The organism is Klebsiella sp. DY2415 (assembly GCF_026314315.1).
Taxonomy (GTDB): domain Bacteria; phylum Pseudomonadota; class Gammaproteobacteria; order Enterobacterales; family Enterobacteriaceae; genus Klebsiella; species Klebsiella ornithinolytica.
In genome coordinates this window covers 158,226-173,768 of sequence record NZ_CP111115.1, presented here as the reverse complement: position 1 = coordinate 173,768, position 15,543 = coordinate 158,226, and the positions used below count along the sequence as shown (strand labels likewise).

Sequence of the window (15,543 nt, the reverse complement as noted above, 5' to 3'; positions counted from 1 at the left end):
CTGGAGAGAGAGGGTTCGGGTGAGGGGCAAGCCTCACCCGAACCCTCTCAGGTAAAAACATTAATGAAGGTTAATACTATGAATGCATTACATTTTGGCGCAGGTAATATCGGACGTGGCTTCATCGGCAAATTGCTGGCTGACGCGGGGATCGCGTTAACATTCGCCGATGTGAATCAGGTGGTACTTGACGCCCTGAATGCCCGTCATAGCTATCAGGTTCACGTCGTCGGCGAAAACGAGCAGGTCGATACCGTTTCCGGCGTCAATGCCGTCAGCAGCATCGGCGATGAAGTGATTGACCTGATTGCCCGCGTTGACCTGATCACCACCGCCGTCGGCCCGGTTGTGCTGGAGCGCATTGCGCCGGCTATAGCGCAGGGGCTGGCGAAGCGTAAAGCGCAGGGACTTACCGCCCCGCTAAACATCATTGCCTGTGAAAACATGGTGCGCGGAACCACACAGCTTAAAGGCCACGTGTTTAACGCTCTGGCGGAAGAAGACAAAGCCTGGGTAGAAGCCAACGTCGGCTTTGTCGATTCCGCCGTTGACCGTATTGTTCCCCCGTCCGCCTCTGCGACGCATGACCCGCTGGAAGTGACCGTGGAAACCTTCAGCGAGTGGATCGTCGATAAAACTCAGTTTAAAGGCACTTTGCCGGCGATCCCTGGCATGGAATTAACCGACAACCTGATGGCATTTGTCGAACGTAAGCTATTCACCTTAAACACCGGACATGCTATAACCGCCTACCTCGGAAAACTGGCCGGGCACCAGACGATCCGCGACGCGATTCTCGATGAGAACATTCGCGCCGTGGTGAAAGGGGCGATGGAAGAGAGCGGCGCGGTACTGATCAAGCGCTACGGCTTTGATGCACAGAAGCACGCCGCCTACATCCAGAAAATCCTCGGCCGTTTCGAGAATCCGTACCTGAAAGATGACGTTGAGCGCGTAGGTCGTCAGCCGCTGCGTAAACTGAGCGCGGGCGATCGTCTGATTAAGCCGCTGCTTGGTACGCTGGAATATGCTCTGCCGCACGTCAATCTGGTCAAAGGGATCGCTGCGGCAATGCACTTCCGCAGCGAAGAAGACCCGCAGGCGCAGGAGCTGGCAGCCTTGATTAACGAGAAGGGCCCCCAGGCTGCGCTGGCACAGATTTCTGGTCTGGATGCAGCAAGTGCCGTGGTGACCGAGGCCGTTAACGACTACAACGCCACCAAATGAGGCAAGACCTGGCGCGGTACGAACCGCGCCCATTACTACTCCTGTCAGATATGCAGGCAATAATGGAAGAAACACAGGCATTTGAAAACCGCGTGCTTGAGCGTCTGAATGCTGGCAAAACCGTACGAAGCTTCCTGATCGCCACCGTCGAGCTACTCACGGAAGCGGTCAATATTCTGGTGCTTCAGGTGTTCCGTAAAGACGACTACGCGGTGAAATACGCAGTGGAGCCATTGCTGGATGGCGATGGGCCGCTGGGGGACCTTTCTGTACGCCTGAAGCTGATTTACGGCCTTGGGGTGATTAGCCGCGCCGAATACGAAGACGCCGAGCTGCTGATGGCCCTGCGTGAAGAGTTGAATCACGACGGAAATGAGTACAGTTTTACCGATGATGAGATTCTTGGGCCTTTTGGCGAACTGCATTGTGTGACCGCCCTGCCGCCGACGCCGCTGTTTGATGACAGCGACGAAGAACTGCTGGCAATGCAGAAGCTGCGCTACCAGCAGGTTGTACGTTCAACAATGATGCTGTCTCTGACCGAGCTGATTTCCCGAATCAGCTTGAAAAAAGCCTTTCAGAAATCAACGCTCTGACCCGGATTCCACCTGGTCACAAGCCGGCCGGTAAAGCTGCCTGTAATACTCCAGACGACTCAGATACAGCGCCTCTTTGTTCTGCGGAATTTCCCGCGGCACGTGCTGCAAACGCGGGGATTTTTTCAGATACTCCATAAAAGCCTGGCTTGAAGCCATAAAATCAACTGTCTTGTCGATAATACGCGGTACGCCGTCACCGATTTTTGCCATCTCGCCCTCCAGTTTTCAGGGATCATCCTGTAAAGGATTAGCGAAAAGCGAGGTCAGGGTTGAGGAAAACGTGCGGTATAGACGACAGACTTCACAGAGATGAAAAACAGGCCACTCTTAGTCATAATATTATTAACATTCATATAATTAGAAATCATTACCTCTGAGACTTCCGCGGAAAAAACGCCGGATTGTGGATAAATGACTACCCACAACAGAAGTCACAGCACATACTATATGTTGTCGAAATCCCTTTATTAATAGATTAAGTCATCATGAAAGAAGTCGAAAAGAATGAAATCAAGCGTTTGAGCGACCGCCTCGACGCCATCCGCCACCAGCAGGCAGACCTGTCTCTGGTGGAAGCTGCGGACAAATACGCCGAGCTGGAAAAAGAAAAAACGACCCTCGAAGCCGAAATTATTCGCCTGCGCGAAGTTCAGGGCCAGAAGCTGAGCAAAGAAGCGCAGAAGCTGATGAGCCTGCCGCATCGCCGCGCGATTACGAAAAAAGAGCAGGCCGATATGGGCAAGCTGAAGAAAAGCGTTCGCGGACTGGTGATTGTTCATCCGATGACCGCCCTCGGTCGCGAGATGAACCTCAAAGAAATGACCGGCTTCGCTAAAACCGAGTTCTAATCTTTTAGTCCCGAGGCCTCCCCGGTGGCGCTGCGCTGACCGGGGCTACGGAAACACATTCGCTGCCAGCCGCTGGCCGGACAAGCGCTGATTCACCTGTCATTCACATCCATGATCTTTCTCCCTGCCCTATTGGCCCTACCAATTATTTCTTAAACCACTCAACGGTTCACATATCCATCATTTTTAGTCACAGATATATTGCCTGCCAATAACATTTGGTTAACCATTCGTTGTCGTTAACCCTACAACTCAATTTTGGCTGGGCCAGTTTTACAAAAGATGTGATCTGCAAGGAGCGCAGACTCAGCACCACATCTTTGCGGCCCGATGGAGACCTGCATGAACCTCTGGCAACAAAATTACGATCCGGCCGGTAATATCTGGCTCTCAAGTCTTATCGCCTCGTTACCGATTCTGTTTTTCTTTTTTGCCCTGATAAAGCTCAAGCTCAAAGGGTACCTGGCGGCGACATGGACCGTAGCCATTGCGCTGTCGGTCGCGCTGCTGTTCTATAAGATGCCCGTTGACCGCGCGCTGACTTCCGTGGTCTACGGCTTCTTTTACGGCCTGTGGCCCATCGCATGGATTATTATCGCCGCGGTTTTCGTCTATAAAATTTCGGTCAAGACCGGACAGTTCGACATTATTCGCTCGTCGATTCTCTCGATTACCCCTGACCAGCGCCTGCAGATGCTGATTGTCGGCTTCTCCTTCGGGGCTTTCCTCGAAGGTGCGGCCGGCTTTGGCGCTCCGGTGGCGATTACCGCCGCGCTGCTGGTCGGCCTGGGCTTTAACCCGCTGTATGCGGCGGGGCTGTGTCTGATTGTCAACACCGCGCCGGTGGCCTTTGGTGCGATGGGCATTCCGATTCTGGTCGCCGGCCAGGTCACCGGTATCGACAGCTTTGCCATCGGCCAGATGGTCGGTCGTCAACTGCCGTTCCTGACCATCATCGTCCTGTTCTGGATTATGGCGATTATGGACGGCTGGCGCGGTATCAAAGAGACCTGGCCGGCGGTCATGGTCGCCGGTGGCTCGTTCGCCATCGCGCAGTACCTCAGCTCTAACTTCCTTGGCCCGGAACTGCCGGACATCATCTCCTCTCTGGTGTCGCTGGTTTGCCTGACCCTGTTCCTCAAACGCTGGCAGCCGGTTCGTATCTTCCGCTTCGGCGATATGGGCGCCGCCCAGGTCGATCAAACGCTGGCGCGCACCCATTACAGCGCCGGGCAGGTCGTCCGCGCCTGGTCGCCGTTCCTGTTCCTGACCGCCACCGTGACTTTGTGGAGCATCCCGCCGTTTAAGGCCCTGTTTGCTCCCGGCGGGGCGATGTATGACTTCGTCATCAATATCTCCGTGCCATTCCTCGATAAAATGGTGGCCCGCATGCCGCCGGTTGTCAGCGCAGCCACCCCTTACGCTGCGGTGTATAAGTTCGACTGGCTGTCTGCCACCGGCACCGCCATCCTGTTTGCGGCTATACTTTCCATCGTCTGGCTGCGTATGAAGCCAAAAGATGCGCTGGTCACCTTTGGCAGCACGTTAAAAGAACTGGCTCTGCCGATTTACTCCATCGGTATGGTGCTGGCGTTCGCCTTTATCTCAAACTATTCCGGGCTATCGTCGACGCTGGCCCTCGCGCTGGCGCACACCGGCCACGCGTTTACCTTCTTCTCGCCGTTCCTCGGCTGGCTGGGGGTGTTCCTGACCGGTTCAGACACCTCGTCTAACGCGCTGTTCGCCGCGCTGCAGGCAACCGCGGCACAGCAGATCGGCGTCTCCGATATTCTGCTGGTCGCGGCCAACACCACCGGCGGCGTCACCGGCAAAATGATTTCGCCGCAGTCCATTGCCATCGCCTGTGCGGCGGTAGGCCTGGTGGGGAAAGAGTCGGACCTGTTCCGCTTTACCGTAAAACACAGCCTGATCTTTACCTGCATGGTTGGCGTTATTACCACGCTACAGGCCTATGTCTTAACCTGGATGATCCCATGATAGTGATGCCCCGGCGCCTTGCAGACGATGTAGCCCGTCGTGTGCGGGCGCTGATTGAAGAACAGAAGCTGGAGGCGGGCATGCGACTGCCCGCCGAGCGCCAGCTGGCCGCCCTGCTTGGCGTATCGCGCAACTCGCTGCGCGAAGCGCTGGCGATGCTGGTGAACGAAGGCCTGCTGGTCAGCCGCCGCGGCGGCGGGACTTTCGTGCGCTGGCAGCACGAAGCGTGGTCGGAACAGAATATCGTTCAGCCGCTAAAAACGCTGCTTGCCGACGATCCCGATTACAGCTTTGATATTCTGGAAGCCCGCCACGCCATCGAAGCCAGCACGGCCTGGCATGCGGCGATGCGCGCCACCGACGCCGAAAAAGAGCGCATTCGCCTGTGCTTTGAAGCGACCCAGAGCGAAGACCCGGACCTGGCCTCGCAGGCTGACGTTCGCTTTCATCTGGCGATTGCCGAAGCCTCGCACAATGTGGTGCTGCTACAAACCATGCGCGGCTTTTTCGATCTCCTGCAATCCTCGGTCAAACAGAGCCGCCAGCGGATGTACCTTGTCCCGCCGGTATTCGCCCGTCTGACTGAGCAGCACCAGGCCGTGATGGAGGCCATTTTCGCCGGTGACGCCGAAGGCGCGCGTCAGGCGATGATGGCGCATTTAGGCTTTGTCCACGCCACGATTAAACACTTTGATGAAGACCAGGCCCGCCAGGCGCGAATTACCCGCCTGCCCGGTGACCACAATGAAAATGCCAGGGAGAACCCGTGATGATTATTTCAGCCGCCAGCGACTATCGCGCAGCCGCACAGCGAATCCTGCCACCGTTCCTGTTCCACTATATCGACGGCGGCGCCTATGCCGAGCACACGCTGCGCCGCAACGTTGAAGACCTGTCTGATGTGGCGCTCCGCCAGCGGGTACTGAAGAATATGTCGGACCTGAGCCTGGAGACGACGCTGTTCAAAGAAAAGCTCTCCATGCCGGTGGCGCTGGCACCGGTCGGGCTATGCGGGATGTACGCTCGCCGCGGTGAAGTACAGGCGGCAGGCGCCGCGGATGATAAAGGCATTCCGTTTACCCTCTCCACCGTTTCCGTGTGCCCGATTGAAGAGGTCGCTCCGACCATCAAGCGCCCGATGTGGTTCCAGCTGTATGTCCTGCGCGATCGCGGCTTTATGCGCAATGCGCTGGAGCGCGCCAAGGCTGCGGGCTGTTCAACTCTGGTCTTTACCGTTGATATGCCGACGCCGGGCGCCCGCTATCGCGATGCCCATTCCGGCATGAGCGGCCCGAATGCGGCGATGCGCCGCTACTGGCAGGCGATGACCCACCCGCAGTGGGCATGGGACGTTGGCTTAAACGGCCGCCCGCATGACCTCGGCAATATTTCCGCCTATCTGGGTAAGCCGACCGGACTTGAGGACTACATTGGCTGGCTGGCCAACAACTTCGATCCGTCCATTTCCTGGAAAGACCTTGAGTGGATCCGCGAATTCTGGGACGGCCCGATGGTGATCAAGGGGATCCTCGATCCGCAGGATGCGCGGGATGCGGTGCGCTTCGGCGCCGACGGGATCGTGGTCTCCAACCACGGCGGCCGCCAGCTCGACGGCGTTCTCTCCTCAGCCCGTGCGCTGCCGGCCATCGCCGATGCGGTAAAAGGCGATATCACCATCCTCGCCGACAGTGGTATTCGTAACGGTCTCGATGTGGTGCGCATGATCGCGCTGGGCGCCGATAGCGTGCTGCTGGGCCGCGCCTATCTGTACGCGCTGGCTACCCACGGTAAGCAGGGCGTAGCCAACCTGCTGAATCTGATCGAGAAAGAGATGAAGGTGGCGATGACCCTGACCGGAACCAAAACCATCGGTGAAATCAGCCGCGACTCTCTGGTTCAGAACGCCGACGCGCTGCAAACCTTCAATGCGATTAAGCAGGGTAACGCTGCGTAATCCCCCCCGCCCGGCGCTCACCCACAGGGATGAGGGCCGGGCAAATATCTGCTATTCTGCCCGCGCGATTAAGAGCCTAATGAGACAGGGCAGCATGCTGAACATTGTACTATTCGAACCTGAGATCCCGCCAAATACCGGGAACATCATCCGCCTGTGCGCCAACACCGGCTTCAATCTGCATATTATTGAGCCGATGGGTTTCACCTGGGACGATAAACGCCTGCGCCGCGCCGGGCTGGATTACCATGAATTTACCGCCGTTCAGCGCCATCGTGATTATGCTGCCTTCGTGGAAAGCGCCAGGCCGCAGCGCCTGTTCGCCCTGACCACGAAAGGTACACCGGCTCACAGCGCGGTCAGCTATCAGGATGGCGATTTTTTGATGTTTGGCCCGGAAACGCGCGGCCTGCCGGCCAGCATTCTTGATGCCCTGCCGGCACAGCAGAAAATCCGTATTCCGATGATGCCGGACAGCCGCAGTATGAACCTGTCAAATGCGGTGTCGGTGGTGGTGTACGAGGCCTGGCGCCAGCTGGGGTATCCGGGCGCGCTATTGCGCAGTTAGCCTGAGTCATTCCCGGATTGCGGCGCGCTGCGCCTTATCCGGGCGACCCGATGTCACGGGTCCGTAGCCCGGCTAAGCGCCAGCCGGGGGAAAGCAGTACGGCAGCGGATTCCGCGATAGCGGCGCAGGCGCCCGATCCTCGCTACGCAGGCAGCGCGTTATCGGGATAGCCCGCTTCTAGATACCATCGCCGTACTCAAAGGTATGGTGAATACCATTAAAGTGCTGATCCATATCCATCGCCGGCTTGTCGCTCTCTGGTTTACCGACGATACGCGCCGGTACGCCGGCAGCGGTGGTGTGCGGCGGTACGGGCTGTAGCACCACGGAACCGGCGCCAATTTTCGCCCCCCGACCCACTTCGATATTGCCGAGGATCTTCGCGCCGGCGCCAATCATCACGCCTTCACGGATTTTCGGGTGACGATCGCCGCTGGTTTTACCGGTACCGCCGAGGGTCACGGACTGCAGAATCGACACGTCGTCCTCAATCACCGCCGTTTCGCCAACCACAATACCGGTAGCGTGATCGAGCATAATCCCACGGCCAATTTTCGCCGCCGGATGGATATCCACCTGGAAAGAAACGGAAACCTGATTTTGCAGGAAAATCGCCAGCGCCCGGCGCCCCTGATTCCACAGCCAGTGGCCAATGCGGTAGGCCTGCAGCGCGTGGAAACCTTTCAGGTACAGCAGCGGCGTGGAGTACTTATCAACCGCCGGGTCGCGGGTGCGCACGGCCTGAATATCGCAGGCGGCGGAGGCGATCATCTCCGGATCGGCGGCATAGGCCTCTTCCACCACCTCACGAATGGCGATGGCGGGCATAATCGGCGACGCCAGCTTATTCGCCAGCATATAGCTCAGGGCGCTGCCCAGATTTTCGTGCTTGAGGAGCGTTGCGTGGTAAAAACTGGCGAGCATAGGCTCACAGTCGGCCAGAGCCCGGGCTTCGGCTTTAATATTGTTCCAGACGATATCCAGTTCTTCACACGGCATTGCTGACTCCAGGCGATAGCAGAATGACCGGCCAGTTCTACGCTGACCGGGTCATCGAGGTGACAAAGGTTCCTTTAAGATTAATTGCTGCGCTCGTCCTTGCGTGCGCGGCCTAATAAAGTCAATGCTGCCTCGCGCGCAATTTTTCCGCAATACAATACCTGATAAATTTCCTCGGTTATTGGCATTTCGACACCTAAACGCTGTGCCAGAACGCGAACTTCCTTGGTATTGCGATAGCCTTCAACCACCTGGCCAATCTTATCCTGCGCGCTTTGCACATCCATACCCTGGCCGAGCATCATGCCAAAACGGCGGTTACGCGATTGGTTATCGGTACAGGTCAGCACCAGATCGCCCAGCCCCGCCATCCCCATAAAGGTTTCCGGATCGGCGCCCAGCGCGGTACCGAGACGCGACATTTCAACCAGACCACGGGTTATCAGGGCCGTACGCGCATTGGCGCCAAAGCCGATGCCGTCAGACATCCCGGCGCCAATGGCGATGACGTTTTTCACCGCCCCGCCAAGCTGCACGCCGATAAAATCCGGGTTGATATAGACGCGGAAGCTTTTACCGCAGTGCAGCAAGCGCTGCAGGTCGTCGGCAAATTGCGGCTCCGTGGATGCCAGCGAAATGGCCGTCGGCAGCCCTGCCGCCAGCTCTTTGGCGAAGGTCGGGCCGGAAATAACCGCCAGCGGGATCGTGTCGCCCAGCGCTTCGCGCGCGACATCCTGCAGCAGGCGACCGGTTTCAGCCTCAAGGCCTTTCGTCGCCCAGACCAGGCGCGCATCCGGACGCATCAGCGGTTTAATCTGTCGCAGAACCTCACCAAAGACGTGGCTTGGCACCACAACCAGAATGTCGCGGCTGGCAGCCAGCGCGGCAGACAGATCGCTTTCAAGATGCAGCGTGTCAGGGAAAGGGACGTCAGGAAGGAAAGCGGCATTGCAGCGGTCATGTTGCAGCGTCGCGATATGTTTCGGGTCATGGCCCCAGAGCACAACATCGTGGCCATTTCTTGCCAGTGTGATGGCAAGAGCGGTGCCGTATGAGCCGGCACCGATCACAGTCATTGCAGCATTAAGTGCGTTCATCAGGCATCCTGATGTTGTTCGGCACCTTCGCCAGCTTGCTGCTGCAGATAGTTCATGAACAGCGCATCGAAGTTCACTGGCGCAAGGTTCAGTTGCGGGAAGGTACCGCGAGACACCAGGCTGGTAATGCACTCACGAGCATACGGGAACAGAATGTTCGGGCAGTATGCGCCGAGGCAATGCGCCATCTGGTTGCCGTCAATGCCGTCGATAGAGAAGATGCCGCCCTGCTGTACTTCACACAGGAACGCGGTTTCTTCGCCCAGCGCAGCGGTTACGGTTACGCGCAGCACCACTTCGTAGACGCCTTCAGCCAGCTGGCTGGAAGCGGTGTCCAGATCAAGTTTAACTTCCGGCTGCCAGTCTTTCTGGAAAACTTGCGGCGCATTTGGCGCTTCAAAGGAAATATCCTTGGTATAGATACGCTGGATCTGGAAAGTCATTTCGGTGCTGTTTTGTTCTGACATAGTAAAACCCTTTCGTGTTGTCCTTAAATACGCCTACCCGGCCTGGGTGGACGCAAAATTAGCGCAGCAGGGGATCAAGTCCACCACGTGAATCAAGCGCATACAAGTCGTCACAGCCGCCAATGTGCTGCTCATCAATAAAAATCTGCGGAACCGTCGTGCGACCGCTGCGTTGAATCATCTCTTCACGCTTCGCGGCATTGCCATCAATCGGCAGTTCATTGAACGTTACGCCTTTGCTGTTCAGCAGTGCTTTCGCACGGATACAGAACGGACAGGTCGCTTTGGTGTAGATATCAATATTGGCCATGACTTCACTCCTGTTTTTACCCGCAGGATGTTACGCCGCAGACAAGGCTGCCCCCAACGGATCGCCGCAGCGGGGGAAACCTGACTACGTCATAAAGACGTGGGTAAATTTATTTGCCGCGTACCAGCGGAAGGTTTTCGCCGCTCCAGCCAGCGATGCCTTCTTTCAGTACAAAGACCTTTTCGAATCCGGCTTTATTCAGCGCGCTGGCAGGCTCTTGCGCCTGCATACCGGAACCGTCTACCACTATAATGGGTTGTGCTTTGTGTTTTTCCAACTCACCAACGTTATTTGCCTTGATTTCGGTCGGCAGCAGGTTGATGGAGCCCGCGATATGGCCTTTACGGAAGTCGTCACGCTGACGCAGGTCGACAACCACGGCATCTTCTTTGTTGATCAGACGCGTCGCTTCACCACGGGTAATGACTTTAACTTTCGACATCAGCCCCTTAAAGGTGGTGAACAGCACCGCCACCAGCAGCGCGATCCACGCGATGCTCAGGACGGGGTGACGGCCGACGAATTGCATAATTTCTTGCATGGGGGGTTACAACTCCCGACTAAGTGATAAAAAAACCAGGGAAGGAGTATACCTGTGCATTGCGGCAAATACAGCCAGTGAGCGCGATGTAATGTATTTTCTGCGGCCCGTCACGAAAAAATCCCCTTCCGACGACTTTCGTGCGGGCCCGACGCTCTCTTTCTTTGATCTTTTACGGTGCTTTGAACGATTCAGCTGTAGTAAAATTACGCAAATTTTCTGTCTTTGAGCATGAGGTTGTCGCAATGTCGAATTCTAAAAAGCCGATGGTACTGGTCATTCTTGATGGCTATGGCTATCGTGAAGACCAGCAGGATAACGCGATTTATAGCGCGAAAACGCCAGTCATGGACGCATTGTGGGCGAAACGTCCCCATACGCTGATTGATGCTTCTGGCCTGGAGGTTGGTCTGCCGGATCGCCAGATGGGCAACTCTGAAGTGGGTCACGTTAACCTCGGCGCCGGTCGTATCGTTTACCAGGATCTGACCCGTCTTGATGTCGAAATCAAAGAACGCACGTTCTTTGCAAATCCGGTGCTGACCGCCGCGGTCGACAAAGCCGTTGCTGCGGGTAAAGCCGTGCACATTATGGGCCTGATGTCCCCTGGCGGCGTTCACAGCCACGCAGACCACATTATGGCGATGGTAGAGCTGGCCGCCGAGCGCGGAGCAGAAAAAATCTACCTGCACGCTTTCCTCGATGGCCGCGACACGCCGCCGCGCAGCGCTGAAAACTCACTGGCGAAATTTGAAGAAAAATTTGCCGCTCTCGGTAAAGGCCGCGTGGCTTCCATTATTGGCCGCTACTACGCCATGGACCGCGACAATCGCTGGGACCGCGTTGAGCAGGCATATGATCTGATGACCCTGGCGAAGGGCGAGTTCCAGGCCGACACCGCCGTTGCCGGTCTGCAGGCCGCTTACGCTCGCGATGAAAACGATGAATTCGTGAAGGCGACCGTGATCCGTGCCGAAGGCCAGGCCGATGCCGCGATGGAAGACGGCGACGCGCTGATTTTCATGAACTTCCGTGCTGACCGCGCCCGTGAAATCACCCGCGCCTTCGTCAACGCCGATTTCGACGGTTTCGCCCGTAAGAAAGAGGTCAAACTCGACTTCGTGATGCTGACCGAATATGCCGCCGACATTAAAGTCGCCTGCGCATACCCGCCGGCGTCCCTGGCCAATACCTTCGGCGAGTGGATGGCAAAGAACGACAAGACTCAGCTGCGCATCTCCGAAACCGAGAAATACGCGCACGTGACCTTCTTCTTTAACGGCGGCGTTGAAGAGCCGTTCAAAGGCGAAGATCGTATTCTGATTAACTCGCCGAAAGTCGCAACCTACGACCTGCAGCCGGAAATGAGCTCCGCCGAGCTGACCGAAAAACTGGTTGCTGCTATCAAGGGCGGTCAGTACGACACCATCATCTGTAACTATCCGAACGGCGATATGGTCGGTCATACCGGCGTCATGGAAGCGGCAATTAAAGCCGTTGAAACGCTGGACAACTGCATCGATCAGGTTACCAAAGCGGTAGAATCCGTCGGCGGCCAGCTGCTGATTACCGCCGATCACGGTAACGCTGAACAGATGCGCGATCCGGCAACCGGCCAGGCCCACACGGCCCACACCAACCTGCCGGTACCGCTGATCTACGTTGGCGATAAAGCCGTGAAAGTCGCCGAAGGTGGCAAGCTTTCCGATATCGCGCCAACCATGTTGTCGCTGATGGGAATGGAAATCCCGCAAGAGATGACTGGCAAGCCGCTGTTCATCGTGGAATAATCCTTCCCCATGAGGGGAAAGGCGACTTATTCAAATACATGGATCGCAACGGCTGTTCGATCCGTCCTTTACGCCAGCGCACTCAGCGCTGGCGTATTGCTGTGCGCCGCACCTGCTCAGGCGGATGACCGCGACCAGCTCAAATCTATTCAGGCCGATATCGCCGCAAAGCAGCGGGCGATCAAGCAACAGCAACAGCAACGCGCCTCCCTGCTTGCCCAGCTCAAAGTACAGGAAGAGGCCATCTCTGCCGCCGCCCGCAAACTGCGTGAAACCCAGGATACCCTGAACCAGCTGAATAAGCAGATTGACGAAATGAACGCTTCAATCGCAAAGCTGGAACGTCAGCGCGCCACTCAGGAGCGTAACCTGTCGGCGCAGCTTGATGCCGCGTTCCGTCAGGGGCCGCATACCGGGATGCAAATGATCCTCAGCGGTGAAGAGGGTCAGCGTAACCAGCGCATGCAGGTTTACTACGGTTATCTTAACCAGGCCCGCCAGGAGACCATCGCCCAGCTGAAACAGACGCGTGAAGAGGTCGCCGCGCAAAAGGCGGAGCTGGAAGAAAAGCAGAGCCAACAGCAGACGCTGGTTTACGAGCAGCGCGCACAGCAGGCAAAACTGGAACAGGCGCGGAACGAACGTAAGAAAACCCTTTCAGGCCTTGAATCGTCTATTCAGCAAGGTCAGCAGCAGCTGGGCGAAATGCGGGCCAACGAATCGCGCCTGCGCGGTCGGATCGCGCAAGCAGAAGCCGCAGCGAAGGCCCGCGCAGAGCGAGAAGCTCGCGAGGCTCAGGCCGTGCGCGATCGTCAGCAGGATGCATCCCGTAAAGGTACCACCTACAAACCGACCGAAAGCGAGCGTTCGCTGATGTCCCGCACCGGCGGTCTGGGCTCTCCGCGCGGTCAGGCCTACTGGCCGGTTCGCGGAACGTTGCTTCATCGTTATGGCGAACAGCTGCAAGGTGAACTACGTTGGAAAGGGATGGTTATCGCTGCGTCTGAAGGTACCGAGGTCAAGGCAATTGCCGATGGCCGGGTGATTCTCGCCGACTGGCTACAGGGCTACGGCCTGGTTGTGGTCGTTGAACACGGTAAAGGCGATATGAGCCTTTACGGCTATAACCAAAGCGCGCTGGTCAGCGTCGGCACTCAGGTCCGGGCGGGCCAGCCGATTGCTCTCGTAGGCAGCAGCGGCGGTCAGGGCCGTCCGTCGCTCTATTTCGAAATTCGTCGCCAGGGTCAGGCGGTCAATCCACAGCCGTGGTTGGGAAGATAAGTTTTGCTTCAATTTCGCAGAATTGCATTCGCGGTAGCCGGTACGCTGGCTATGGCATCGCCGGCATTTGCCGGTAAACTCTCCATTGTTATTGACGACTTTGGCTATCGTCCACAGACTGAAAATCAGGTACTGGCGCTGCCAGCGACCATCTCCGTCGCCGTCTTACCCAACGCGCCACACGCCCGTGAAATGGCGACTAAAGCGCACAATCTCGGCCACGAGGTGCTTATTCACCTGCCGATGGCGCCGCTCAGCAAGCAACCGCTGGAAAAAGATACGCTGCGCCCGGAGATGAGCAGCGACGAGATCGAGCGCATCATCCGCGACGCCTATGGCAAAGTGCCGTACGCCGTGGGCCTGAACAATCATATGGGTAGCGCGATGACCTCCAGCCTGTTCGGAATGCAAAAGGTGATGCAGGCGCTTGAGCGCTACAATCTCTATTTCCTCGACAGCGTTACTATCGGCAACACCCAGGCCATGCGCGCGGCGCAGGGTACCGGGGTGAAGGTGATCAAGCGTAAGGTGTTCCTCGATGACACGCAGAATGAGGCCGATATTCGCGTGCAGTTCAACCGTGCCATCGCGCTGGCGCGCCGCAACGGTTCCGCCATTGCTATTGGTCATCCGCACCCCACCACGGTGCGCGTCCTGCAGCAAATGGTCTATAACCTGCCGCCGGATATCACCCTGGTGCGTCCGAGCAACCTGCTGAACGAGCCGCAGGTCGATACCTCAAGGCCCGACAGCGGGCTACCGCCGTCGAAAACGACGCCGCCAACATCGCCGCGTAACCCGTTCCGCGGCGTGAAGTTCTGTAAACCGAAGCATCCGCCGGAGCCGGTATACGCCAGCCGCTTCTTCAGCATCCTGAGCGAAAGTATCCGCCAGAGCCCTCTGGTGCAGTACTACCAGCTGAAATGGCAGGGCTGGGACAACCCAACGAACTAAGCGGATCGGGAATCTGTTCGTTTTTCAGCGGCAGATTCCCGTTTATCTTCAAAGGCATACCAGGCTTTAAAATACTTCATAAAACTGTACAGGGTTGCATATAGCCCGGTCACGGCCCCCACCTTCCCATTCCGCCATGCCCCGCTAAACAGATACCACTTAAAAAAGGCGCCAATCGCGCTGATGATCCCGCGGCCCAGAGAGGGCCTGATCTTCTGATGTTTCACCAGCCGGGTGGTATAACTATTGAGCTTACTAAAGACTTCGTGCAGCGAATAAAAGGTATCGTGACGCACCCGACCCGGGAGTTTGAGGGATCGGGCGTGACCAACCACCTGATCGTCAACCGCGCGGTTGTTAAAGGCCGCCGTAGTACGATTGAATAAGCGAACCGGATAATCCGGCGATGAGACGGGATAAATAGTCCTGACGGGTTCGCCAAGCACATACCAGTAGCGCGGCAGGCGCCAGGCACAGGCGGGGTCGAGATCCTCGCCGGCTTTAAGCCTCAGAATCTCAGCGACAACCTCATTATCGAGAATTTCATCGCTATCCATGCACAGCACCCAGTCATGGCTGGCCAGCGTCGTCGCGTAGTTCATCTGCGCCCCGTGAGCGGTATAGGGGTGATGATGTACCGTCAGCCCAAACTGGCGACAGATATCCAGCGTCGCATCGGTGCTGCCTGAATCCACAACAATGCACTCATCCGCCACCTTCAGGAGCGGAGGTAAAACCTGGCCTAGCAGGCGGGCAGAATTACAGGTCAGTAAGCATACAGAGAGTTTAAGCATGGTGTTTATAAAATTAAACGGTAGTTAAACGAACTGTATAAACGAATAGGCCAAAAATCGATTTAGAAAAAGTGCGTTCACGATGAAGGATCTGTGAAATGTTATCCAAATCTAAA

The 15,543-nt window shown here is 56.9% G+C and carries 17 protein-coding genes; 10 read left to right on the top strand and 7 right to left on the bottom strand.

The annotated features are described in order from the left end of the window. Positions 1–78: 78 nt before the first annotated feature. Together mtlD and mtlR are read left to right on the top strand one after the other, a co-directional pair. Positions 79–1,227: a mannitol-1-phosphate 5-dehydrogenase gene (mtlD, locus tag OQV00_RS00840; RefSeq protein WP_048022810.1), complete on the top strand. Its 1,149-nt coding sequence runs from the start codon at positions 79–81 to the stop codon at positions 1,225–1,227. After that, the gene (gene mtlR / locus OQV00_RS00835) at positions 1,224–1,823 is read left to right on the top strand and encodes a mannitol operon repressor MtlR (protein WP_015585526.1); all 600 of its coding nucleotides are present in this window, start codon (positions 1,224–1,226) and stop codon (positions 1,821–1,823) included. The genes mtlD and mtlR overlap by 4 nt, the downstream gene beginning before the upstream one ends. Here the strand turns inward: mtlR and OQV00_RS00830 are convergent. Further along, positions 1,812–2,036 carry a hypothetical protein gene (locus OQV00_RS00830; protein WP_044346788.1) on the bottom strand — a complete coding sequence of 75 codons (225 nt, stop codon included), beginning with the start codon at positions 2,034–2,036 and terminating at the stop codon, positions 1,812–1,814. The genes mtlR and OQV00_RS00830 overlap by 12 nt on opposite strands. 275 nt (positions 2,037–2,311) lie before the next feature. Between OQV00_RS00830 and OQV00_RS00825 the strand changes: the two genes are divergently transcribed. The 5 genes from OQV00_RS00825 (at position 2,312) to trmL (ending at position 7,194) form a co-directional block, all read left to right on the top strand. Then, the gene (locus OQV00_RS00825; RefSeq protein ID WP_004868892.1) at positions 2,312–2,674 is read left to right on the top strand and encodes a YibL family ribosome-associated protein; all 363 of its coding nucleotides are present in this window, start codon (positions 2,312–2,314) and stop codon (positions 2,672–2,674) included. A gap of 342 nt (positions 2,675–3,016) precedes the next feature. Next, positions 3,017–4,672 (top strand): L-lactate permease, encoded by a 1,656-nt coding sequence (gene lldP, locus OQV00_RS00820; RefSeq protein WP_004868894.1) that lies wholly within the window; start codon positions 3,017–3,019, stop codon positions 4,670–4,672. Then, positions 4,669–5,442, top strand: a complete 774-nt coding sequence (gene lldR, locus OQV00_RS00815; protein WP_004868896.1) for a transcriptional regulator LldR — start codon at positions 4,669–4,671, stop codon at positions 5,440–5,442. The genes lldP and lldR overlap by 4 nt, the downstream gene beginning before the upstream one ends. Further along, positions 5,442–6,626, top strand: a complete 1,185-nt coding sequence (lldD, locus tag OQV00_RS00810) for an FMN-dependent L-lactate dehydrogenase LldD (RefSeq protein ID WP_004868899.1) — start codon at positions 5,442–5,444, stop codon at positions 6,624–6,626. The genes lldR and lldD overlap by 1 nt, the downstream gene beginning before the upstream one ends. A 94-nt stretch (positions 6,627–6,720) precedes the next feature. Continuing rightward, positions 6,721–7,194, top strand: coding sequence for a tRNA (uridine(34)/cytosine(34)/5-carboxymethylaminomethyluridine(34)-2'-O)-methyltransferase TrmL (trmL, locus tag OQV00_RS00805; RefSeq protein ID WP_004868901.1), 474 nt, complete (start codon positions 6,721–6,723; stop codon positions 7,192–7,194). A 177-nt stretch (positions 7,195–7,371) separates the two neighbouring features. Here the strand turns inward: trmL and cysE are convergent, their stop codons facing one another. The 5 genes from cysE to OQV00_RS00780 all read right to left on the bottom strand — a co-directional run bounded on the left by cysE (position 7,372) and on the right by OQV00_RS00780 (position 10,608). Next, a complete protein-coding gene (cysE, locus tag OQV00_RS00800; protein WP_004106845.1) occupies positions 7,372–8,193 on the bottom strand; it encodes a serine O-acetyltransferase in 822 nt (273 codons plus the stop codon). Positions 8,194–8,273: 80 nt separating this feature from the next. Further along, entirely contained in the window at positions 8,274–9,290 is a 1,017-nt protein-coding gene (gene gpsA / locus OQV00_RS00795; protein WP_004868903.1) for an NAD(P)H-dependent glycerol-3-phosphate dehydrogenase, read from the bottom strand. Further along, entirely contained in the window at positions 9,290–9,757 is a 468-nt protein-coding gene (gene secB / locus OQV00_RS00790) for a protein-export chaperone SecB (protein ID WP_004868904.1), read from the bottom strand. The genes gpsA and secB overlap by 1 nt, the downstream gene beginning before the upstream one ends. A 58-nt stretch (positions 9,758–9,815) precedes the next feature. After that, positions 9,816–10,067, bottom strand: a complete 252-nt coding sequence (grxC, locus tag OQV00_RS00785) for a glutaredoxin 3 (RefSeq protein ID WP_004868906.1) — start codon at positions 10,065–10,067, stop codon at positions 9,816–9,818. Between the two features lie 109 nt (positions 10,068–10,176). Continuing rightward, complete coding sequence (locus OQV00_RS00780) at positions 10,177–10,608, bottom strand: rhodanese-like domain-containing protein (protein ID WP_004868909.1); 432 nt, start codon at positions 10,606–10,608, stop codon at positions 10,177–10,179. Between the two features lie 245 nt (positions 10,609–10,853). Here OQV00_RS00780 and gpmM point away from each other — a divergent pair, with 245 nt between their 5' ends. From gpmM to OQV00_RS00765, 3 genes are read left to right on the top strand one after another with little or no spacing between them, the layout of a single operon-like run. Then, the gene (gene gpmM, locus OQV00_RS00775) at positions 10,854–12,398 is read left to right on the top strand and encodes a 2,3-bisphosphoglycerate-independent phosphoglycerate mutase (protein ID WP_128319003.1); all 1,545 of its coding nucleotides are present in this window, start codon (positions 10,854–10,856) and stop codon (positions 12,396–12,398) included. A gap of 9 nt (positions 12,399–12,407) precedes the next feature. After that, positions 12,408–13,679 (top strand): murein hydrolase activator EnvC, encoded by a 1,272-nt coding sequence (gene envC / locus OQV00_RS00770; protein WP_104896412.1) that lies wholly within the window; start codon positions 12,408–12,410, stop codon positions 13,677–13,679. A gap of 3 nt (positions 13,680–13,682) precedes the next feature. Continuing rightward, a complete protein-coding gene (locus OQV00_RS00765) occupies positions 13,683–14,633 on the top strand; it encodes a divergent polysaccharide deacetylase family protein (RefSeq protein WP_044346796.1) in 951 nt (316 codons plus the stop codon). Here the strand turns inward: OQV00_RS00765 and OQV00_RS00760 are convergent. Continuing rightward, positions 14,630–15,427, bottom strand: coding sequence for a glycosyltransferase family 2 protein (locus OQV00_RS00760; protein ID WP_004868916.1), 798 nt, complete (start codon positions 15,425–15,427; stop codon positions 14,630–14,632). The two genes, OQV00_RS00765 and OQV00_RS00760, sit on opposite strands and share 4 nt — an antisense overlap. Positions 15,428–15,543: the final 116 nt, after the last annotated feature.